General features: G+C 53.2%; 19 protein-coding genes and 1 riboswitch. Of the genes, 11 read left to right on the plus strand and 8 right to left on the minus strand.

Annotated features, from left to right (window positions below; genetic code table 11):
• Window positions 1–399 precede the first annotated feature (399 nt).
• Both purH and purD read left to right on the plus strand, forming a co-directional pair.
• Window positions 400–1989: a bifunctional phosphoribosylaminoimidazolecarboxamide formyltransferase/IMP cyclohydrolase gene (gene purH / locus ACKI5T_RS07660; protein WP_407436803.1), complete on the plus strand. Its 1590-nt coding sequence runs from the start codon at window positions 400–402 to the stop codon at window positions 1987–1989.
• Window positions 1990–2003: 14 nt separating this feature from the next.
• Window positions 2004–3296 (plus strand): phosphoribosylamine--glycine ligase, encoded by a 1293-nt coding sequence (purD, locus tag ACKI5T_RS07665; RefSeq protein ID WP_407436805.1) that lies wholly within the window; start codon window positions 2004–2006, stop codon window positions 3294–3296.
• A 37-nt stretch (window positions 3297–3333) separates the two neighbouring features.
• Here purD and ACKI5T_RS07670 read toward each other — a convergent pair whose 3' ends face one another.
• The 6 genes from ACKI5T_RS07670 to nudC form a co-directional block, all read right to left on the minus strand.
• Window positions 3334–4026, minus strand: a complete 693-nt coding sequence (locus ACKI5T_RS07670; RefSeq protein WP_407436830.1) for a DUF1481 domain-containing protein — start codon at window positions 4024–4026, stop codon at window positions 3334–3336.
• An 11-nt stretch (window positions 4027–4037) separates the two neighbouring features.
• Complete coding sequence (gene hupA, locus ACKI5T_RS07675; protein ID WP_002445246.1) at window positions 4038–4310, minus strand: nucleoid-associated protein HU-alpha; 273 nt, start codon at window positions 4308–4310, stop codon at window positions 4038–4040.
• Window positions 4311–4496: 186 nt separating this feature from the next.
• On the minus strand, window positions 4497–5087 hold the full coding sequence (locus tag ACKI5T_RS07680; RefSeq protein ID WP_407436807.1) for a YjaG family protein: 591 nt from the start codon (window positions 5085–5087) through the stop codon (window positions 4497–4499).
• Window positions 5088–5128: 41 nt separating this feature from the next.
• Window positions 5129–5800 carry a deoxyribonuclease V gene (gene nfi / locus ACKI5T_RS07685; protein ID WP_011915475.1) on the minus strand — a complete coding sequence of 224 codons (672 nt, stop codon included), beginning with the start codon at window positions 5798–5800 and terminating at the stop codon, window positions 5129–5131.
• 9 nt (window positions 5801–5809) lie between these two features.
• On the minus strand, window positions 5810–6874 hold the full coding sequence (hemE, locus tag ACKI5T_RS07690) for a uroporphyrinogen decarboxylase (protein WP_407436809.1): 1065 nt from the start codon (window positions 6872–6874) through the stop codon (window positions 5810–5812).
• 44 nt (window positions 6875–6918) lie between these two features.
• Window positions 6919–7695 carry an NAD(+) diphosphatase gene (gene nudC, locus ACKI5T_RS07695; protein ID WP_407436811.1) on the minus strand — a complete coding sequence of 259 codons (777 nt, stop codon included), beginning with the start codon at window positions 7693–7695 and terminating at the stop codon, window positions 6919–6921.
• Between the two features lie 96 nt (window positions 7696–7791).
• Here nudC and rsd point away from each other — a divergent pair, with 96 nt between their 5' ends.
• The 7 genes from rsd to thiH all read left to right on the plus strand — a co-directional run bounded on the left by rsd (window position 7792) and on the right by thiH (window position 14019).
• Complete coding sequence (gene rsd, locus ACKI5T_RS07700; protein WP_011915472.1) at window positions 7792–8289, plus strand: sigma D regulator; 498 nt, start codon at window positions 7792–7794, stop codon at window positions 8287–8289.
• A 179-nt stretch (window positions 8290–8468) separates the two neighbouring features.
• Window positions 8469–8577, plus strand: a riboswitch (TPP riboswitch).
• Between the two features lie 80 nt (window positions 8578–8657).
• Window positions 8658–10550: a phosphomethylpyrimidine synthase ThiC gene (gene thiC / locus ACKI5T_RS07705; RefSeq protein WP_407436813.1), complete on the plus strand. Its 1893-nt coding sequence runs from the start codon at window positions 8658–8660 to the stop codon at window positions 10548–10550.
• Window positions 10550–11185: a thiamine phosphate synthase gene (thiE, locus tag ACKI5T_RS07710; RefSeq protein WP_407436815.1), complete on the plus strand. Its 636-nt coding sequence runs from the start codon at window positions 10550–10552 to the stop codon at window positions 11183–11185. The genes thiC and thiE overlap by 1 nt, the downstream gene beginning before the upstream one ends.
• The gene (locus ACKI5T_RS07715; protein ID WP_407436817.1) at window positions 11178–11933 is read left to right on the plus strand and encodes a HesA/MoeB/ThiF family protein; all 756 of its coding nucleotides are present in this window, start codon (window positions 11178–11180) and stop codon (window positions 11931–11933) included. Before thiE ends, ACKI5T_RS07715 begins: the two co-directional genes overlap by 8 nt.
• Window positions 11917–12117, plus strand: coding sequence for a sulfur carrier protein ThiS (gene thiS / locus ACKI5T_RS07720; protein WP_011915468.1), 201 nt, complete (start codon window positions 11917–11919; stop codon window positions 12115–12117). Before ACKI5T_RS07715 ends, thiS begins: the two co-directional genes overlap by 17 nt.
• A 1-nt stretch (window position 12118) precedes the next feature.
• Complete coding sequence (gene thiG / locus ACKI5T_RS07725; RefSeq protein WP_407436820.1) at window positions 12119–12889, plus strand: thiazole synthase; 771 nt, start codon at window positions 12119–12121, stop codon at window positions 12887–12889.
• Complete coding sequence (gene thiH, locus ACKI5T_RS07730) at window positions 12886–14019, plus strand: 2-iminoacetate synthase ThiH (RefSeq protein ID WP_407436821.1); 1134 nt, start codon at window positions 12886–12888, stop codon at window positions 14017–14019. The genes thiG and thiH overlap by 4 nt, the downstream gene beginning before the upstream one ends.
• Window positions 14020–14287: 268 nt before the next feature.
• Here the strand turns inward: thiH and cspA are convergent, their stop codons facing one another.
• Entirely contained in the window at window positions 14288–14500 is a 213-nt protein-coding gene (gene cspA / locus ACKI5T_RS07735) for an RNA chaperone/antiterminator CspA (RefSeq protein WP_011915465.1), read from the minus strand.
• A 1182-nt stretch (window positions 14501–15682) separates the two neighbouring features.
• On the opposite strand from cspA, the gene ACKI5T_RS07740 reads away from it, so the two are divergent.
• Together ACKI5T_RS07740 and ACKI5T_RS07745 are read left to right on the plus strand one after the other, a co-directional pair.
• On the plus strand, window positions 15683–15991 hold the full coding sequence (locus ACKI5T_RS07740; protein WP_011915464.1) for a PTS sugar transporter subunit IIB: 309 nt from the start codon (window positions 15683–15685) through the stop codon (window positions 15989–15991).
• Window positions 15992–16309, plus strand: coding sequence for a PTS lactose/cellobiose transporter subunit IIA (locus tag ACKI5T_RS07745; RefSeq protein WP_407436823.1), 318 nt, complete (start codon window positions 15992–15994; stop codon window positions 16307–16309).
• A gap of 69 nt (window positions 16310–16378) precedes the next feature.
• Here ACKI5T_RS07745 and rpoC read toward each other — a convergent pair whose 3' ends face one another.
• Complete coding sequence (gene rpoC / locus ACKI5T_RS07750; RefSeq protein WP_011915462.1) at window positions 16379–20602, minus strand: DNA-directed RNA polymerase subunit beta'; 4224 nt, start codon at window positions 20600–20602, stop codon at window positions 16379–16381.
• Window positions 20603–20676: the final 74 nt, after the last annotated feature.

The following is a 20676-nucleotide window of genomic DNA, read 5'->3' on the forward strand; positions in this document are numbered from 1 at the left end:
CTCACCGTTGCGAGGTGGCGTATATTACGCTTTCCTCTTTCAGAGTCAATCCTTTATTTCAGGTTTTTTCTCTTCAACCGAACCGGCTGTTTGTGTGAAGTGATTCACATCCGCCGTGTCGATGGAGGCGCATTATAGGGAGTTCTTGAGCGTCCGCAATACTTAAATGACAGAAAAATGACTGACTGCTGCATTCCACAGCAAAACCCCGCCTTATACCTGTTTTCACACAGACTTATCCACAATGCTGCGAAAATTTGAAAATTCGCGAGCGTTGCGCAAACGTTTTCGTTAAAATGCACGCGCTAAACAAGGATGCCCCGTTAGGGGTGTTAGATGAGTTTTTTGCGAAGAATTCATCTAACACTCTCTGTCATCGTGAAATCCAGGGGATTTACCATGCAACAACGTCGTCCAGTCCGCCGCGCCCTGCTCAGTGTTTCTGACAAAGCCGGTATCATCGAATTCGCTCAGGCACTTTCTGCACGCGGTGTAGAGCTGCTATCCACCGGCGGCACCGCTCGCCTGTTAGCAGATAAAGGTCTGCCGGTAACCGAAGTGTCCGATTACACCGGTTTCCCGGAAATGATGGATGGACGCGTAAAGACCCTGCATCCGAAAGTACACGGCGGCATTCTTGGTCGTCGCGGCCAGGACGACGGCATCATGGAACAACACGACATCGCCCCGATCGATATGGTGGTCGTTAACCTTTATCCGTTCGCCCAAACCGTCGCCCGCGAAAACTGCTCACTGGAAGACGCCGTTGAGAACATTGATATCGGTGGCCCGACCATGGTGCGCTCCGCGGCGAAGAACCATAAAGATGTTGCCATCGTAGTAAAGAGCAGTGACTACGACGTCATTATTAAAGAAATGGATGCCAACGAAGGTTCTCTTCTGCTGGCGACCCGTTTCGACCTCGCCATCAAAGCGTTTGAACACACCGCCGCTTACGACAGCATGATCGCCAACTACTTTGGTAGCCTGGTTCCGGCCTATCACGGCGAAAGCAACGAACCTTCTGGTCGTTTCCCGCGTACCCTCAATCTGAACTTTATTAAGAAGCAGGATATGCGTTACGGCGAAAACAGCCACCAGAACGCTGCCTTCTATATAGAAGAAGAAATTAAAGAGGCGTCCGTCGCCACCGCTCAACAGGTTCAAGGCAAAGCGCTCTCTTATAACAACATCGCTGATACCGACGCGGCACTGGAGTGCGTGAAAGAGTTCAGCGAGCCGGCATGCGTCATCGTGAAACATGCCAATCCGTGTGGCGTTGCCGTCAGCACTTCTATTCTTGAAGCCTACGACCGGGCTTACAAAACCGATCCGACGTCCGCGTTCGGCGGCATTATCGCGTTTAACCGTGAACTTGATGCCGCGACGGCACAGGCAATCATCTCCCGTCAGTTTGTCGAAGTGATCATCGCGCCTTCCGCAACAGAAGAAGCCCTGAAAATCACCGCGGCCAAACAAAACGTTCGCGTGCTGGTTTGTGGTCAGTGGGCTGAACGCGTTCCAGGTCTGGATTTCAAACGTGTTAATGGCGGCCTGCTGGTTCAGGATCGCGATTTGGGCATGGTGACCGCGTGCGACCTGCGTGTCGTGACTCAACGTCAGCCAACCGAACAAGAACTGCGTGACGCGCTGTTCTGCTGGAAGGTCGCCAAATTTGTTAAATCCAACGCGATTGTGTATTCGAAAGAGAATATGACGATCGGCATAGGCGCAGGCCAGATGAGCCGCGTCTACTCTGCCAAAATCGCCGGTATTAAAGCCAGCGATGAAGGCCTGGAAGTAAAAGGCTCCGCAATGGCATCTGACGCCTTCTTCCCGTTCCGCGATGGTATTGATGCAGCCGCCGCCGTTGGCGTGACCTGTGTTATCCAGCCAGGCGGATCCATTCGTGATGACGAAGTCATCGCCGCCGCTGACGAACACGGCATCGCCATGATCTTCACCGACATGCGCCACTTCCGCCATTAATCCCGGAGTCAAGAATGAAAGTATTAGTCATTGGTAACGGCGGGCGCGAGCACGCTCTGGCATGGAAAGCAGCGCAGTCGCCGCGGGTAAGCACCGTTTTTGTCGCGCCGGGTAACGCCGGTACGGCACTGGAACCCACTCTGCAGAATGTGGCTATCGGCGTGACCGATATTCCGGCGCTGCTGAGCTTTGCCCAGAGCGAGAAAATCGACCTGACCATCGTCGGCCCGGAAGCGCCGTTGGTGATTGGCGTTGTGGATGCCTTCCGCGCGGCGGGCCTGACAATCTTTGGTCCAACCGAAGGCGCTGCACAGCTGGAAGGCTCAAAAGCCTTCACCAAAGATTTCCTCGCGCGTCATAAAATCCCGACGGGCGAATATCAGAACTTCACTGAAGTTGAACCTGCGCTGGCTTATTTGCGTGAAAAAGGTGCACCGATCGTCATTAAAGCCGACGGTCTTGCGGCCGGTAAAGGCGTTATCGTCGCGATGACGCTCGAAGAAGCCGAAGCCGCGGTTCAGGATATGCTGGCGGGCAACGCTTTTGGCGATGCGGGTCATCGTATCGTGATTGAAGAGTTCCTCGACGGTGAAGAGGCCAGCTTTATTGTCATGGTTGACGGCGAGCACGTTATGCCGATGGCCACCAGCCAGGATCACAAACGCGTTGGCGATGCGGATACCGGGCCGAATACCGGCGGAATGGGCGCTTACTCTCCGGCGCCGGTTGTGACTGATGAAGTCCACCATCGCACCATGGACCGCATCATCTGGCCAACCGTCAAAGGCATGGCAGCAGAAGGCAATACCTACACCGGTTTCCTGTACGCCGGTCTGATGATCGACAAGCAGGGCAATCCAAAAGTTATCGAATTCAACTGCCGCTTCGGTGACCCAGAAACTCAGCCAATCATGCTGCGCATGAAGTCCGATCTGGTTGAACTGTGTCTGGCAGCATGCGAAGGCAAGCTGGATGAGAAAACATCCGAGTGGGACGATCGCGCTTCTCTGGGCGTGGTGATTGCTGCGGGCGGTTATCCGGGTGATTACCGCAACGGTGACGAGATCCACGGCCTGCCGCTGGAAGACGTCGATGGCGGTAAAGTGTTCCACGCCGGGACGAAACTCGCAGACGACGATCGCGTATTGACCAATGGCGGGCGCGTACTGTGCGCAACGGCGCTGGGAAATACGGTTGCTGAAGCGCAGAAACGCGCGTATGCACTGATGGCTGATATTCACTGGGACGGCAGCTTTAGCCGCAGCGATATTGGTTACCGTGCTATTGCACGCGAGCAAGGCGAGTAATTCACATTGACCCTCTCCGTCTGGAGGGGGTTTTCAATCAGAAGTTTTTTTCTGTCGGCTGCCAGGTACAAAAATCTTCATTTGCCACCAGCAACAGCTGCGACCCTTCGGATGCTTCAAGCCAGGCCACACTCACTTCCATTGACGAATGACGTTGGCGTCTTTCGATACGCTCCCTTGCCCACGCGTCTAAATCAGGTTTGATCGTTTGACTTTCACAGGTGGTCACCGTGCCATCGGCATGCCAGCGCCCCTGACGCAGCACAACGCGTCCCTGACGCAGCGCATCGCTGGTCTGGCGGATTTGTTCGGCGCGATAGCGGTATAAGGCGATTTGATCGCTTGAGAGCTGCTGTTTTTGACCGTCAACTTCGCGCTGCATAAAGCTCAGCTCGCCGCGACCATCAAACCGGACACGAATGTGTTCAGGCGTTTTACTGTAGATATTGAGTTCAATCAGCGACAGCGCATCATCCTGCCAGCGGTATTCCGCTGTAGAGGTGTTACCCTTGTGCCACGGACTGAATGCAGAAAGGAGATGGACTTCACCATTGACGTCTTTACGCCAGATTCGCACCGCACCCTGATCGGCCGCGTATCCACTCGCGGTGAATGGCGGCAGAGCGGAATCATGACTGCAGGCCGAAAGCAACAGCACGCCTGCCAGCGCCAACGTTGAGCGCCAGACAGACAAAAGGGGCGAAACCGCCCCCTTGTTAAAACTGTTCACTGCCACGCGGCTTACTTAACTGCGTCTTTCAGTGCTTTACCAGAAACAAATGCTGGTACGTTAGCAGCAGCAATTTTGATTTCTTTACCGGTCTGCGGGTTGCGGCCAGTACGCTCAGCGCGGTGGTTCACTTTGAAGGTACCGAAACCAACCAGTTGTACAGCATCGCCTTCTTTCAGAGACTCAGTAATAGCAGCCAGGGTGGATTCCAGTGCAGCTTTAGCCTGCACTTTAGACAGATCAGCCTTGTCCGCAATTACATCAATCAGTTGAGTCTTGTTCATAAGTTATCCTTTCAATGTGTTTATCGCTTGCTAAGCATCGAGTGCGACGAAAATGCCAAAAAAGCACTCTCCTGCATACACGCACCGATAGCCACTTTTTTTCGCCCCCCAAATGTAGACCAGACGGGGGGCAGAAGGGAAGAGTAGAGGTGCGACAAAACAGGCGTTAAATCACGTTTTATTGTCTCACTGGTTAAAAATTATACCAATATTACTCTCACCCGCCTCGCGTAAGTCCGCGCGCAGGCCTTTTATCAGTTCAATATCGCGTTCTTCGCACTCGGCCAAAAGTCGGAATATTTCCCACTGAATGTCCCATTCTTGCTCAACTGCCGGGTTCACTCTCAGCTCTTCGTCGGTCATTTCACGACCTTCTTGCGTCATTTCCAGCATCGCAACGGTGGTAATCGACGCCTTACTCACTTCGATGGCATGCTCCAGAGTTTCACCGCTTAAACGCGAATGCACCAGTTCACTCAATGCCACGCAGGCGTCGATCGCCGGATAGACACCATACATATCGTAGTCATCCGCCGACGGGATCGCCTCTTCCAGCTTTTCGAGCTGAGAGTCAAAGTTCACCTTCGCGTCTTTAACCGTCAGTGTTTCCCAAATCAGGTCAAGAATACGGCGATAAATCTGGCCTTCACCAAATTCGGTTTCCTTGCAGAACGTCGCATAATTGGGATACATACGCTCGCACAGGCAAGCCATAAAGGTGACGTGCTGCCAGCTTTCCAGCTTCTCAAGGCGCAGATGAATCGGGTTTTGTAACATGATGATGTCTCGAATCGGAAATTAGCGGCAGTTTACCTGAATCAAGGTTGAATTTCCTGCCAACGAATAAAAGCCGGGCGCGCCGATGCAACCGCATCAGCCCAGCGTGTCGGCTCTGGTAAACGGTAACCTTTCATACAACGCTGCACCCACGCCAGGGCACTGTCCGTGCTCACGCGGTGCCCAGTCGCAACGAACAGCGGATTGCATCGCGCTTTGCTGCGCCAGACCCACGCCAGCTGCTCGCCTTTATCCATCAACGGTGCCAGCGCGCCCGGCTCAGCGGAAAGGGGTTCAAATTTCCCACACAGGCGCTTTTTCGCCACGCCAATTGTTGGGACATCCACCAGCAAACCAAAATGGCTGGCGACGCCCAGACGACGCGGGTGGGAGATCCCATGACCATCCACAAACAGCAGATCGGGTTTTTGCGAGAGTTGTTCCCACGCTGCCAGCAGCGCGGGATATTCACGAAAGGAGAGAAAGCCCGGAATGTACGGCATGGTGGTGGCGATTCGCGCCACCTTATATTCAACCAGTTCCAGCGATGGATACTTCAACAGCACCATCGCTGCCCGCGTCACCTCACCACCCTGTTCAAATCCAACGTCGGCACCGGCGATCAGCTGCGGCGGATCCTTATCCAGACGATCCTCAAGGATCACTGACGAGGCAAGTTCGATTTGCTGGGCGCGTAACGACGCGAGATCCATAACAACTCCTTACAGATGATACTGGGCAGAATGTCGGTGCACCGCCTCCACAAACGCGCCAGCGTGCTCTGGCGGTACATCCTGATGAATACCGTGGCCCAGGTTGAAGACGTGGCCTTCGCCCTGGCCGAAACTTGCAAGTATAGACGCTACCTCTTCTTCGATACGTGCAGGCTGCGCGTAAAGCATAGACGGGTCCATGTTGCCCTGCAGCGCGACGGTATCGCCCACGCGACGACGTGCATCGGCAATATCGGTGGTCCAGTCAAGGCCCAGCGCATCACAACCGGTGGCCGCCATCGCTTCGAGCCATTGTCCGCCGCCTTTGGTGAACAGCGTTACCGGCACACGACGACCTTCGTTTTCACGCAGCAGGCCATCGATAATTTTGTGCATGTAGTAGAGAGAGAACTGCTGATAATCACGTCCTGTGAGCACGCCGCCCCAGGTATCGAAGATCATCACCGACTGCGCGCCCGCTTTAATCTGCGCATTGAGATACAGCGTAACGCTTTTCGCCAGCTTATCCAGCAACGCGTGCAGGGCCATCGGCTCGGCATACATCATCTTTTTGATGACGGTAAAGGCTTTGCTGCTACCGCCTTCGACCATATAGGTCGCCAGCGTCCACGGGCTACCGGAAAAACCAATCAACGGCACTTCGCCTTTCAGCTCGCGGCGAATGGTACGCACCGCGTTCATCACGTAACCCAGTTCACCTTCTGGATCCGGAATCGGCAGCTTATCAATATCGGCTTTGCTCTTGATCGGCGAGGCAAAGCGCGGGCCTTCGCCCGTTTCGAAATACAAACCAAGACCCATCGCATCCGGGATGGTCAGGATGTCTGAAAAAAGGATCGCCGCATCAAGCGGGAAACGGCGCAGCGGCTGAAGCGTCACTTCACAGGCCAGCTCTGCGTTTTTACACAGCGACATAAAATCGCCCGCCTGCGCTCGCGTCGCTTTATATTCCGGAAGATAGCGGCCTGCCTGGCGCATCATCCACACCGGGGTGACATCAACGGGTTGGCGCAGCAGCGCACGCAGATAACGATCGTTCTTCAGTTCGGTCATTTTGCAGGTTCCTTAAGCATCTTGCCGCTAGTGTATCACGTCATTCAGACTTCATAGTCGGCCCGACACATTGCCACGGTATCTTCAATCAGCCGACGCGCCACGGTGCCCGGTGGCGGTAACAGTGGTAAATCGTCATAGCGATACCAGTTTGCTTCCAGCAGCTCTTTCGGGTCGATAACGATGTCGCCGCTGTCATAGTCAGCCATAAAGGCCGTCATCAGTGACATTGGGAAAGGCCATGGCTGAGAGGTAACGTAACGCAGATTTTTGACTTTGATCCCGCTCTCTTCCATCACTTCACGCGCGACGGTTTGCTCCAGCGTTTCACCGACCTCGACAAATCCAGCCAATACCGTGTGAATACCGTTACGGTGGCGGACGTGCTGCGCCAGTAAAATCGAATCATCGCGACGAATAGCAACGATGATGCAGGGTGCAATTTGCGGGTAATAGCGCTCACGGCAGTGGCTGCACAGCAGCGCCCACTCGGTTTTGCTCGGATGCATGGCGTGACCGCAGTAGCCGCAGAACTTATGCGAGCGATAGAATTCGGCTAACTGCACACCGCGCCCGGCCAGCTGAAACAGGCCCGCATCAAGATCCATCACCTGACGCACCGATCCCATATCCTGACGGCGATTCTGCTGGATCAACCACACTGCATCGCCCTGCCATTCACCGATCTTTAATGCGGGTTGCCCCACAAGATCGAATTTCTCGGCATCGCCATGAGGTAACTCCCCTGCGGGCAACCATAATTTTTGTTCATGGCTGACGATCCACCAGCCACAATCTAATTTTTCAATTATACGATCCATATCTATTGCACTACCTTCGCTTCACAGGCATGTTGATAACAATATTCTTACAAATTTAGGCGGGCAGCTTTTAACCTTAACCTTGCGGAGTCAAACATGCTAAACCAGCTAGAAAGCCTGACAGAGCGCGTTGGAGGAAGTAATAAACTGGTCGATCGCTGGCTGCACGTGCGCAAACAATTGCTTGTTGCCTACTATAATCTGGTTGGCATTAAGCCTGGCAAAGAATCCTATATGCGCCTGAACGAAAAAGCGCTGGATAATTTCTGTCAGAGTCTGGTGGATTACCTTTCCGACGGCCATTTCAATATTTATGAACGTATTATCCGTGAAATGGAAGGGACGAATCCGTATTTAGCGGCGACAAAACTCTACCCGCAGCTGGAAGCAAACACCCAGCAGATTATGGATTATTACGACTCCACGCTCGAAAATGCGATCGACCAGGATAACTATCTGGAGTTTCAGCAGGCGCTGTCCGATCTCGGCGAAGCCCTGGAAGGACGCTTTACGCTGGAAGACAAGCTGATTGCCCTCGCGCTGGACAACAATTTAAAGGCCAGCAACGAAGATAACGTCGCGCGGCCAGCTTGAGTTATTCATCATTAACGCGTAGTTTACAAATATTCGCCCCTCTCACGAGGGGGTATTACACGAAATCATTCATGCTGCATCGCGGCGGAAACTGAGTGAATCCCCGGGAGCTTGCACCAGTAAGTGACCGGGGTGAATGAAGGCAGCCAATAACGAGGCAGCTTGAAGGATGGAGTGTAAATTTCTTGTCGGAGTGCCCAGAGCGTAAGCCGGGCTGAGACCGTTAATTCGGGATCCGCGGAACCTGATCAGGCTAATACCTGCGAAGGGAACAAGAGTCAATCTGCTGTTGTATCGCCTCTGGGCGATCACCTCTTGCTTCATCCGTCGTCTGACAAGCCACTTCCTTTACTATTTTGGAATGAGCTATGTCTGCAAAATTGACCCGCCGCGAACAGCGCGCACAAGCACAACACTTCATCGACACCCTGGAAGGCACCGCTTTCCCGAACTCGAAGCGTATCTACATTTCCGGCTCGCAGGCCGATATTCGCGTGCCGATGCGCGAAATCCAGCTTAGCCCTACGCTTCTCGGCGGCAGCAAAGAAAATCCGCAGTTTGAGGATAACGAAGCGGTGCCGGTATATGACACCTCCGGCCCCTATGGTGATACCGACGTTACCATCAACGTTCAGCAAGGGCTGGCAAAACTGCGGCAGACGTGGATTGACGCGCGTAATGACAGCGAAGCGCTCACCGTTCGCAGCTCCGCCTACACCAAAGAACGCCTCGCAGATGATGGTCTTGATGAACTGCGCTTTACCGGTCTGCTGACGCCAAAGCGGGCGAAATCAGGCAAATGTGTGACGCAGCTGCATTATGCTCGCCAGGGTATTGTGACCCCGGAAATGGAATTTATCGCCATTCGCGAAAATATGGGCCGTGAACGGATTCGCAGCGAAGTGCTGCGCCACCAGCATCCGGGCGAAGGTTTTGGCGCTCGTCTACCGGAGAACATCACACCGGAGTTTGTGCGTGACGAAGTGGCTGCCGGGCGCGCGATTATCCCTGCCAACATCAATCATCCGGAATCCGAGCCGATGATTATTGGCCGTAATTTCCTGGTAAAGGTCAACGCCAATATCGGCAACTCTGCCGTTACGTCATCCATCGAAGAAGAGGTCGAAAAGCTGGTCTGGTCTACACGCTGGGGGGCGGACACGGTCATGGACCTTTCGACCGGGCGTTACATCCACGAAACCCGCGAGTGGATTTTGCGAAACAGCCCCGTTCCTATCGGAACCGTGCCGATCTATCAGGCGCTCGAGAAGGTCAACGGGATCGCGGAGGATCTGACCTGGGAAGCGTTCCGCGACACGTTACTTGAGCAGGCGGAACAAGGTGTCGATTACTTCACCATTCACGCGGGCGTGCTGCTGCGCTACGTGCCGATGACCGCTAAACGCCTTACCGGAATTGTCTCGCGTGGCGGCTCCATTATGGCGAAGTGGTGCCTATCCCATCATCAGGAAAATTTCCTCTACGAACACTTCCGCGAGATCTGCGAAATTTGCGCTGCCTATGACGTTTCTCTGTCGCTGGGCGACGGCCTGCGTCCTGGCTCCATCCGCGATGCCAACGATGAAGCGCAGTTTGCCGAGCTGCACACGCTCGGCGAACTGACCAAAATCGCCTGGGAGTATGACGTACAGGTGATGATCGAAGGCCCGGGCCATGTGCCTATGCAGATGATCCGCCGCAACATGACCGAAGAACTGGAGCACTGCCACGAGGCGCCGTTCTACACCCTCGGGCCATTGACCACCGATATTGCGCCAGGCTACGACCACTTCACCTCCGGGATTGGTGCGGCGATGATCGGCTGGTTCGGCTGCGCGATGCTCTGTTACGTCACGCCAAAAGAGCACTTAGGCCTGCCAAACAAAGAGGATGTGAAGCAGGGACTGATCACCTACAAGATTGCCGCTCACGCCGCCGACCTGGCGAAAGGCCATCCGGGCGCGCAAATCCGCGATAACGCCATGTCTAAAGCGCGTTTCGAATTTCGCTGGGAAGATCAGTTTAACCTGGCGCTCGACCCCTTCACCGCCCGCGCCTATCACGATGAAACCCTGCCGCAGGAGTCCGGCAAAGTGGCCCACTTCTGCTCCATGTGTGGGCCAAAATTCTGCTCGATGAAAATCAGTCAGGAAGTGCGCGATTACGCCGCGAAACAGGCTATCGAAGTGGGTATGGCCGATATGTCAGAAAACTTCCGCGCGAAAGGTGGCGAAATCTACCTTAAAAAGGAGAAGGCATAATGTATCAACCCGATTTTCCGCCCGTCCCCTTTCGCTTAGGTCTATACCCCGTCGTAAACAGCGTGGCGTGGGTTGAGCGGCTGCTTCAGGCTGGTGTGAAAACGCTCCAGCTACGCATCAAAGACAAACGCGATGAAGACGTTGAGCCCGACGTGGTAAATGCCATTGCGCTGGGACGCCGTTATGGCGCTCGCGTATTTATCAACGATTACTGGCAACTGGCGATTAAGCACCAGGCTTACGGCGTACATCTGGGTCAGGAAGACCTGGAGACAACCGATCTGAACGCTATCCGTGACGCTGGCCTGCGTCTGGGTGTATCGACACACGACGATATGGAGATCGACGTGGCGCTGGCGGTGCGCCCATCCTATATCGCGCTCGGGCATGTTTTTCCAACACAAACCAAGCAGATGCCTTCTGCTCCGCAGGGTCTTGAGCAACTGACGCGCCACATTGAACGTCTGGCTAATTATCCGACCGTCGCCATCGGCGGCATCAGCCTTGAACGTGTCCCTGCGGTACTGAAAACCGGCGTCGGGAGTGTAGCGGTGGTCAGCGCGATTACGCAGGCCGCCGACTGGCAGGCAGCCACAGCACAGTTATTGCAACTGGCAGGAGCGGGCGATGAATGACAGCGACTTTATGCGTTATAGCCGTCAGATCATGCTGGAAGATATCGCCATCGACGGACAACAAAAATTGCTCGCCAGCCGGGTGTTGATTATCGGCCTTGGCGGGCTAGGCGCACCGGCGGCGCAATATCTGACGGGGGCGGGTATTGGAACACTGGTCTTAGCCGACGATGACGATGTCCATTTGAGCAATTTACAACGGCAAACCCTGTTCACGATGGGCGATCTCGGCCAGCCAAAAGCACAGGTGACAAAGCAGCGGCTCGCCCAACTGAATCCGGATATTCAGCTTATCGCCTTACAGGAAAAGCTCGAAGGCGAAGTTCTTCGCCACGAAGTTGATCGTGCCGACGTAGTGCTGGATTGCACCGACAATATGACCGCACGTCAGGCGATCAACGCCGCTTGCCTTGCCCTCAATACGCCGCTGATTACCGCCAGCGCAGTCGGTTTTGGCGGGCAGCTCATGGTGCTGACGCCCCCGTGGACGCAAGGCTGTTATCGCTGCCTGTGGTCAGATGATGACGAGCCGCAGCGTAACTGCCGCACGGCAGGTATTCTCGGCCCGGTGGTCGGCGTGATGGGGACCCTGCAGGCGCTTGAGGCCATCAAGCTGCTGAGCGGTATGGAAACCCCACACAATACGCTGCGCCTTTTTGATGCCCGCGTCGGCGGCTGGCGTCAGTTGGCGTTGCAACGCGCCAGCGGATGTCGTGTCTGCGGGGGGCATCATGCGAATTCTGTTTAACGACGAACCGATGCAGTGTGTAGACGGGTTAACCGTCGCCACACTGCTTGACCAGTTGCAGCAGCTAAAACCTGGCGTGGCGCTGGCTCTCAATCAACAGATCCTGCCGCGTGAGCAGTGGGGACTTCAGCAGGTGCGCGACGGCGATCAGATCCTGCTTTTTCAGGTCATTGCGGGAGGCTGACATGTTATGTATTGCTGATAAAACCTTTGATTCTCATCTCTTTACCGGTACAGGAAAATTCGCCTCTCCACAGTTGATGGTGAGCGCCATCCGCGAGAGCGGCAGCCAACTGGTGACGCTGGCAATGAAGCGCGTGGATCTGCGCAATCATAACGATGCCATCCTTGCGCCACTGCTGGACGCCGGTGTGACGTTGCTACCCAATACGTCTGGTGCAAAGACCGCTGAAGAGGCGATTTTTGCCGCACACCTGGCGCGCGAGGCGCTGGGCACGAGCTGGTTGAAGCTGGAAATCCACCCGGATGCGCGCTGGTTGATGCCCGATCCTATCGAGACGCTGAAAGCCGCTGAGTTGCTGGTCAAACAGGGATTCACCGTTTTGCCTTACTGCGGTGCGGACCCCGTTCTGTGTAAACGCCTCGAAGAAGTGGGCTGCGCGGCGGTCATGCCGCTCGGCGCGCCTATCGGTTCAAACCAGGGGCTGGAAACCCGAGCGATGCTGGAAATCATTATCGAACAAGCCACCATTCCTGTGGTGGTCGATGCCGGTATCGGCGTGCCAAGCCACGCGGCACAAGCCCTGGAGATGGGAGCAGACGCGGTATTGGTTAATACAGCGATTGCCGTGGCGGACGATCCAGTGATGATGGCGCGCGCCTTCCGTCTGGCGGTGGAAGCGGGCGCATTGGCGCGGCAATCTGGCCCAGGGTCTCGCCGCACTCAGGCGCAGGCCAGCAGCCCGCTAACCGGGTTTCTGGAGGCGTATTCATGAGCACCTTTGTGGAACGTTGGCGGCAACTCAACTGGGATGATCTTCGCCTGCGCATCAACAGCAAAACCCCTGCAGATGTTGAACGTGCGCTGCATGCGCGTCATCCCACCCGCGAAGACATGATGGCTCTGCTCTCCCCCGCCGCCGGTGCATATCTGGAACCGATGGCGCAGCGTGCCCAAAAGCTGACCCGCCAGCGCTTTGGCAATACGGTCAGTTTTTACGTGCCGCTCTATCTTTCCAATCTTTGCGCCAACGACTGTACCTATTGCGGTTTTTCGATGAGCAACCGTATCAAGCGTAAAACTCTTGATGACGTCGAGATCGCCCGTGAGTGCGCGGCGATCCGCGAAATGGGTTTTGAGCATCTTTTATTGGTGACAGGAGAACATCAGGGAAAAGTGGGGATGGACTATTTTCGGCGTCATTTCCCAGCTATTCGCCGCCAGTTCGCCTCATTGCAGATGGAAGTCCAACCGCTGTCTGAGGATGAATATGCAGAGCTTAAAACGTTAGGCCTCGACGGCGTGATGGTCTATCAGGAGACGTATCACGAAAAAATATACGCTCAGCATCACCTGAAGGGAAAAAAGCAGGATTTCTTTTTCCGCCTGGAGACGCCTGACCGGCTCGGGCGTGCGGGAATTGACAAAATTGGTCTCGGCGCATTGACGGGGTTGTCAGACAACTGGCGGGTGGACAGCTATTTGGTGGCGGAGCATTTGCTATGGCTTCAGCAACATTACTGGCAAAGCCGCTATTCGATCTCATTTCCTCGACTACGCCCTTGCACTGGCGGTATTGAGCCGGCATCGATCATGGATGAACGACAGCTGGTACAGGCCATTTGCGCATTTCGTTTGCTGGCACCGGATGTCGAATTATCGTTATCCACGCGGGAATCGCCCGAATTTCGGGATCGGGTCATTCCGTTGGCGATTAATAACGTCAGCGCGTTTTCGAAAACACAACCGGGTGGCTACGCCGATGATCATCCTGAGCTGGAGCAATTTGCTCCTCATGATGGCCGTCGTCCTGAAGATGTTGCACAGGCGCTTATGGCACAAGGGTTACAGCCGGTGTGGAAAGACTGGGATAGCTGGCTGGGGCGTGCCTCGCAGCTTCGTTGAAACGCTGTGCAACCGCGGAGAAATTTTACAAAGCGACTCGTAAGGCCGCGAGCAAGTGATTGTCCGACGACGTGAGATTTTTTACTCTTATGCCGTCAGCAACGGATGCTGACCAGGGCGAAAAGTTCTTCCTCGTTTCGCCCTGCCTCCGCGTAACGGACGCCAGAAACGAAAAAACCCGCCATGGCGGGTTTTTTATTCACTGTCACTTATCTGCTCAGGCTCTGGCCTTCATCGCTATTGTAAGCGTTAGCGAGATTATCGGCGATTACAGCGCGATAACGTTAACCGCTGACGGGCCTTTAGCGCCGTTCTCGATTGAGAACTCCACTTTCTGGCCTTCGTCTAAGGTTTTGAAATCGCTGCTCTGGATTGCTGAAAAATGTACGAATACATCTTTGCTGCCGTCCTGAGGAGTGATGAAGCCAAAACCTTTTTCAGGGTTAAACCATTTTACTAAACCAGTCATTTTGTTAGACATAGATATTTCCTTTCTTATTGAGGGCCACTCACGCGGCGAACTTGGCCTGTTTTTCAGAATTTAACTTATGCGGCACTTAGGAGGAGGCTCATGAAGAAGGGGTATCTAGGATAACGCTTGAACTGAGGACTGCTTTACTAAAACTGCTTTCATAAGGTCTGTGTTCCAAACCGATGACGCATAGTAGGCTTGGTTTGATTTATTAAGCAAGGATTAATTTTGAACTGATCTGGAATCGTACAGTACAAAGCCGCTGGCAAGCGAAACGGAAGGCATGTTTTTCAAAGGCGGGATCTTCTTGAATCTACAGATAAAAGCCCTGACCGTTGCAGCCAGGGCTTTTATGGTACTACGAACTTCAGATTTAACATTAATTGACTTAAGTGTATTTACTGCTAATGGTACTACTTACAAATGTACACGTTTATTACAGATAATATTGGATACTGATACTAACGAAAATGCTCCTCTATTTACCGTTATACATATTCCGCCGGCCTGATAATAGAACTCAAGGGCGGCTTCTTAAACAAGTACATTCCCCATCGCGACATATACTCTTTGATGCGTGGCCTTACTGCTGTTGCGATAATTTATCAAAAAAATTACCGCAAATAGTACTATAAAACATAGGCTTACATCGTCGCGTTTTTTTCACTACTTTGCGATTTCATCTATCAACTACGTGGCCTTTAAAGCACTAGCGAAGCAAGAATATTGGTTCATCTCACATCAGCTATCCCAAAAAAACAATACTTCGTGGCCTTCATCGCAATCCCCAGTAATACTCAACTCATATTTCCTGGATAAACAGCAAACTACCATTTCTCTGCTGTTGAGTACTAAGTTACGCATTTCCAAAACCAAGTCAATACTGTTTTTAATAACATGTTTTTTTTGACAGTAGTCAGGAAGCAATTTATTCAACCAGGCTTCATCAAGGTCTCTGATTATAGTCAAACCAGGATAAATGCACGCCATCCAGCCCCCTCTTTCGCGTGATTAATCCTCCTTATGCTTTGCCCAGAACAGAAGAGAAATTTCCTGCTGGGCCAAAATTGAAACCGGTTTCATAGAATTCAGGTTTCTTTGTGATGCCTGACACACAATCGGGGTAAAGCGGTTGTTGAAGCCGTCTGCACGAGATAATTATCATTAAACACATATAGATCGAGGCTGACTATGAAGAATATCGTTTTGTGTTGTGCTGCCGGAATGTCTACCAGCATGCTGGTTCAGCGTATGAAAGACGCCGCGCAAAAAAAAGGCGTCGAAGTCACTATCAAAGCCGTTCCGGTAGCTGAGTTTAAAGACTATATCGCCACAGCCGACATTGTATTACTGGGGCCACAGGTAAAATACGAACTGGCAAAGCTTCAGGCTCAGGCTGAACCGCTGGGTAAACAGGTCGCTGTGATCGATATGATGGATTACGGCATGATGAAAGGCGATGTCGTCCTTGAAAAAGCGCTTAAACTGCTGGAGCAATGAATGGAAGATTTAGAAACAACCATCATGGAGTTGCTGATAAACGCTGGCGCTGCACGCAGTGCTGCGCTGACGGCATTGCAACTGGCACGCAAAGGCGAGTTTGACGAAGCCGAAAAAGCGATGGAAGAGTCGCGCGAATATGTCAAACATGCGCACGTTATCCAGACACAACTTATTGGGCTGGATGAAGGAACTGGGAAACTTCCAGTAAATTTGATTACCGTCCACTCTCAGGATCACCTGATGAATGCGATGGTGATTCAGGATTTGGCAGGTGACATGATCGAGCTCTATCGCCGGTTGCCGCTGCTCAAATAATCTATTTCTCCCTTTTTTCAGACATAAAAAAACCCGCCGAAGCGGGTTTTTTATTAGCTCAAAGCGCGATTAATCGTTGTCTGAGCCGCCCAGACCTGCGTTCAGCAGTTCTGCCAGGCTTGCAGAAGCATCTTCCGCAGTGACCTGAGGTGCAGCTGGCAGTTCGCCCGCAGCACGACGACGCATACGATCCTGGTGGTACGCATAACCCGTACCCGCTGGGATCAGACGACCCACGATAACGTTCTCTTTCAGACCGCGCAGTTCATCGCGTTTGCCCGCAACAGCAGCTTCGGTCAGGACACGAGTGGTCTCCTGGAACGATGCAGCAGAGATGAAGGACTCGGTTGCCAGAGACGCTTTGGTGATACCCAGCAGGTCACGGGAGAACAACGCCGCCACTTTGCCGTTCGCTTCCAGATCGCGGTTCGCAATCTTGACGCGAGAGTATTCCACCTGCTCGCCTTCCAGGAAGTCAGAGCTTCCCGTGCTATCGATGGTTGCTTTACGCAGCATCTGACGAACGATAACTTCAATGTGCTTATCGTTAATCTTAACGCCTTGCAGACGATAAACGTCCTGTACTTCGTTGGTGATATAACGCGTTACCGCGTGTACGCCACGAAGACGCAGAATGTCGTGTGGAGCTTCTGGACCATCGGAAACCACATCACCACGTTCTACACGTTCACCTTCAAACACGTTGAGCTGACGCCATTTCGGAATCATCTCTTCGTAAGGCTCGCTACCGTCTAACGGAGTGATAACCAGACGACGTTTGCCTTTGGTTTCTTTACCGAAGGAAATGATGCCGGTAATTTCCGCCAGGATTGCAGGCTCTTTCGGACGACGTGCTTCAAACAGGTCAGCAACGCGTGGCAGACCACCGGTAATATCCTTGGTACCGCTGGATTCCTGAGGAATACGCGCCAGAGCGTCACCTGCACTGATCTGGATACCATCTTCCAACTGAACAATCGCTTTACCTGGCAGGAAGTACTGAGCAGGCATATCGGTGCCTGGGATCAGAACATCATTACCATTGGCATCAATGATTTTCAGCGCTGGACGCAGATCTTTACCGCCCGCGGTACGCTCTGCAGAATCCAGAACAACCAACGAAGACAGACCGGTCAGTTCGTCGGTCTGACGAGTAATCGTCTGGCCGTCGATCATATCGGTAAAGCGAATGAAACCACTCACTTCGGTGATAACTGGCATGGTGTGTGGATCCCAGTTTGCAACGGTTTCGCCGCCTGCAACCTGCTCGCCATCGCCTTTGCCCATTACCGCACCATAAGGCACTTTGTAGCTTTCTTTGGTACGACCGAATTCGTCGATCAGTTTCAGCTCGGTGTTACGAGAAGTCACTACCAGTTTACCGGCAGAGTTCACAACAGACTTCGCGTTGCTGAGCTTGATGCTACCTTTGTTTTTCACCTGGATGCTGGATTCAGCAGCGGAACGAGATGCAGCACCACCGATGTGGAACGTACGCATCGTCAGCTGTGTACCCGGCTCACCGATGGACTGTGCCGCGATAACCCCGATTGCTTCACCTTTGTTGATGATGTGACCACGAGCCAGGTCGCGACCATAGCAGTGTGCACAGACGCCAAAGTCAGTTTCGCAACCTACTACGGAACGTACTTTCACGCTATCAACAGAGTTGAGTTCTAACAGGTCACACCATTGCTCATCGAGCAGCGTGTTACGTGTTACCAGGATATCAGCCGTACCCGGCTTGATGATATCTTCAGCCGTTACACGACCCAGAACGCGGTCGCGCAGTGGTTCTTTGACGTCGCCACCTTCGATAACCGGAGTCATCAGGATGCCTTCGTGAGTTCCACAGTCATCTTCGGTCACAACCAGATCCTGCGCGACGTCAACCAGACGACGAGTCAGATAACCGGAGTTAGCCGTTTTCAGTGCGGTATCCGCCAGACCTTTACGCGCACCGTGCGTGGAGATGAAGTACTGGAGTACGTTCAGACCTTCACGGAAGTTCGCGGTGATTGGCGTTTCGATGATTGAGCCATCTGGCTTAGCCATCAGACCACGCATACCTGCCAGCTGACGAATCTGTGCTGCTGAACCACGCGCACCGGAGTCGGCCATCATGTAGATGCTGTTGAAGGAAACCTGCTGCTCTTCTACGCCGTCACGGTTAGTTACGGTTTCAGTTTGCAGGTTATCCATCATCGCTTTGGAAACACGATCGTTCGCCGCTGCCCAGATATCGATAACTTTGTTGTAACGCTCACCTGCGGTTACCAGACCAGACTGGAACTGCTCCTGAATCTCAGCAACTTCCGCTTCCGCTTCAGAAATGATCTCAGTTTTCTTGGCTGGGATGACCATGTCATCGATACCAACGGAGACACCTGAACGCGCTGCATAAGCAAAGCCGGTGTACATCGTTTGGTCAGCAAAGATTACCGTAGGCTTCAGACCCAGAATACGGTAACAGGTGTTCAGCATTTTGGAGATTGCCTTCTTGCCCAGCGCCTGGTTGACGATAGAGTAAGGCAGACCTTTCGGTACGATCATCCACAAAATCGCACGACCTACGGTAGTGTCGATAATGCTGGTTTTACCAACGAACTCGTCGTTAGCATCTTTTTCATATTCAGTGATACGCACTTTGACACGCGCATGCAGTGAGGCCAGACCTGCGCGATAAATACGCTCAGCTTCTTTAGGGCCAGACAGCACCATGCCTTCGCCTTTGGCGTTAACACAGTCACGGGTCATGTAGTACAGACCCAATACAACGTCCTGAGACGGAACGATGATTGGCTCGCCGTTCGCAGGTGACAGGATGTTGTTGGTAGACATCATCAGCGCACGCGCTTCCAACTGAGCTTCAAGCGTCAGTGGAACGTGTACTGCCATCTGGTCACCATCGAAGTCGGCGTTATAAGCCGCACAAACCAGCGGGTGCAGCTGGATTGCTTTACCTTCGATCAGTACTGGCTCAAATGCCTGGATACCCAAACGGTGCAGAGTTGGTGCACGGTTCAGCAGTACCGGGTGTTCGCGGATAACTTCGTCCAGGATATCCCAAACGACAGCTTCTTCACGCTCAACCATCTTCTTCGCAGCTTTAATGGTGGTAGCAAGACCACGCAGTTCCAGCTTGCCGTAGATGAACGGTTTGAACAGCTCCAGTGCCATTTTCTTCGGCAGACCGCACTGATGCAGACGCAGGTATGGACCTACGGTGATAACAGAACGACCAGAGTAGTCAACACGCTTACCGAGCAAGTTCTGACGGAAACGACCCTGCTTACCTTTGATCATATCGGCCAAAGATTTCAGAGGACGCTTGTTAGAACCTGTAATCGCACGACCACGACGACCGTTATCCAGCAGGGCATCAACAGCTTCCTGCAGCATACGTTTTTCGTTACGTACAATGATGTCAGGCGCAGCGAGGTCGAGCAGGCGTTTCAGACGGTTGTTACGGTTAATGACGCGACGATACAGATCGTTCAGGTCAGAAGTCGCAAAACGACCACCATCCAGCGGAACCAATGGACGCAGATCTGGCGGCAGAACCGGCAGAACGGTCAGGATCATCCACTCTGGCTTGTTACCAGACAGGACAAACGCTTCCAGCAGTTTGATACGCTTGGTCAGCTTTTTACGCTTGGTTTCGGAGTTAGTTTCGTTCAGCTCCTGACGAAGCTGCTCGCACTCTTGCTCCAGATCCATGTTTTTCAACAGGGCCTGGATCGCTTCCGCACCCATCTTCGCGTCGAATTCGTCACCGAACTCTTCCAGCGCGTCCAGATACTGTTCTTCGGTCAGAATCTGATTACGTTCCAGATTCGTCATACCGCCTTCGATAACCACATAAGATTCGAAGTACAGAACACGTTCGATATCGCGCAGCGGCATATCCAACAGCAGGCCGATACGGGACGGCAGAGATTTCAGGAACCAGATGTGAGCAGTCGGAGACGCCAGCTCGATGTGCCCCATGCGTTCACGACGCACTTTAGTCTGGGTCACTTCAACGCCGCACTTCTCACAGATCACACCACGGTGTTTCAGGCGCTTGTACTTACCGCACAGGCACTCGTAGTCTTTTACTGGCCCGAAAATACGGGCACAGAAAAGGCCGTCACGCTCAGGTTTGAACGTACGGTAGTTGATGGTTTCCGGCTTCTTAACTTCACCGAAAGACCATGAACGGATCATGTCTGGCGAGGCCAGAGCAATTTTGATCGCATCAAACTCTTCGGTTTTAGTCTGCGCTTTCAGAAACTTTAATAAATCTTTCACGGATTTGCTCCCGTCGGAGTTAGCACAATCTGGTGCCGGGTATTACGCCGGCACCAGTGACCTGTTTGAGCGAG

This window comes from Lelliottia sp., assembly GCF_045627565.1.
Taxonomy (GTDB): domain Bacteria; phylum Pseudomonadota; class Gammaproteobacteria; order Enterobacterales; family Enterobacteriaceae; genus Enterobacter.

What these genes read in the sequence shown, in the direction of transcription:
- purH (WP_407436803.1), top strand. Translation starts at nt 400, where the DNA reads ATGCAACAACGTCGTCCAGTCCGCCGCGCCCTGCTCAGTGTTTCTGAC.
- purD (WP_407436805.1), top strand. Translation starts at nt 2,004, where the DNA reads ATGAAAGTATTAGTCATTGGTAACGGCGGGCGCGAGCACGCTCTGGCA.
- hupA (WP_002445246.1), bottom strand. Translation starts at nt 4,310, where the DNA reads ATGAACAAGACTCAACTGATTGATGTAATTGCGGACAAGGCTGATCTG.
- ACKI5T_RS07680 (WP_407436807.1), bottom strand. Translation starts at nt 5,087, where the DNA reads ATGTTACAAAACCCGATTCATCTGCGCCTTGAGAAGCTGGAAAGCTGG.
- nfi (WP_011915475.1), bottom strand. Translation starts at nt 5,800, where the DNA reads ATGGATCTCGCGTCGTTACGCGCCCAGCAAATCGAACTTGCCTCGTCA.
- hemE (WP_407436809.1), bottom strand. Translation starts at nt 6,874, where the DNA reads ATGACCGAACTGAAGAACGATCGTTATCTGCGTGCGCTGCTGCGCCAA.
- nudC (WP_407436811.1), bottom strand. Translation starts at nt 7,695, where the DNA reads ATGGATCGTATAATTGAAAAATTAGATTGTGGCTGGTGGATCGTCAGC.
- rsd (WP_011915472.1), top strand. Translation starts at nt 7,792, where the DNA reads ATGCTAAACCAGCTAGAAAGCCTGACAGAGCGCGTTGGAGGAAGTAAT.
- thiC (WP_407436813.1), top strand. Translation starts at nt 8,658, where the DNA reads ATGTCTGCAAAATTGACCCGCCGCGAACAGCGCGCACAAGCACAACAC.
- thiE (WP_407436815.1), top strand. Translation starts at nt 10,550, where the DNA reads ATGTATCAACCCGATTTTCCGCCCGTCCCCTTTCGCTTAGGTCTATAC.
- ACKI5T_RS07715 (WP_407436817.1), top strand. Translation starts at nt 11,178, where the DNA reads ATGAATGACAGCGACTTTATGCGTTATAGCCGTCAGATCATGCTGGAA.
- thiS (WP_011915468.1), top strand. Translation starts at nt 11,917, where the DNA reads ATGCGAATTCTGTTTAACGACGAACCGATGCAGTGTGTAGACGGGTTA.
- thiG (WP_407436820.1), top strand. Translation starts at nt 12,119, where the DNA reads ATGTTATGTATTGCTGATAAAACCTTTGATTCTCATCTCTTTACCGGT.
- thiH (WP_407436821.1), top strand. Translation starts at nt 12,886, where the DNA reads ATGAGCACCTTTGTGGAACGTTGGCGGCAACTCAACTGGGATGATCTT.
- cspA (WP_011915465.1), bottom strand. Translation starts at nt 14,500, where the DNA reads ATGTCTAACAAAATGACTGGTTTAGTAAAATGGTTTAACCCTGAAAAA.
- ACKI5T_RS07740 (WP_011915464.1), top strand. Translation starts at nt 15,683, where the DNA reads ATGAAGAATATCGTTTTGTGTTGTGCTGCCGGAATGTCTACCAGCATG.
- ACKI5T_RS07745 (WP_407436823.1), top strand. Translation starts at nt 15,992, where the DNA reads ATGGAAGATTTAGAAACAACCATCATGGAGTTGCTGATAAACGCTGGC.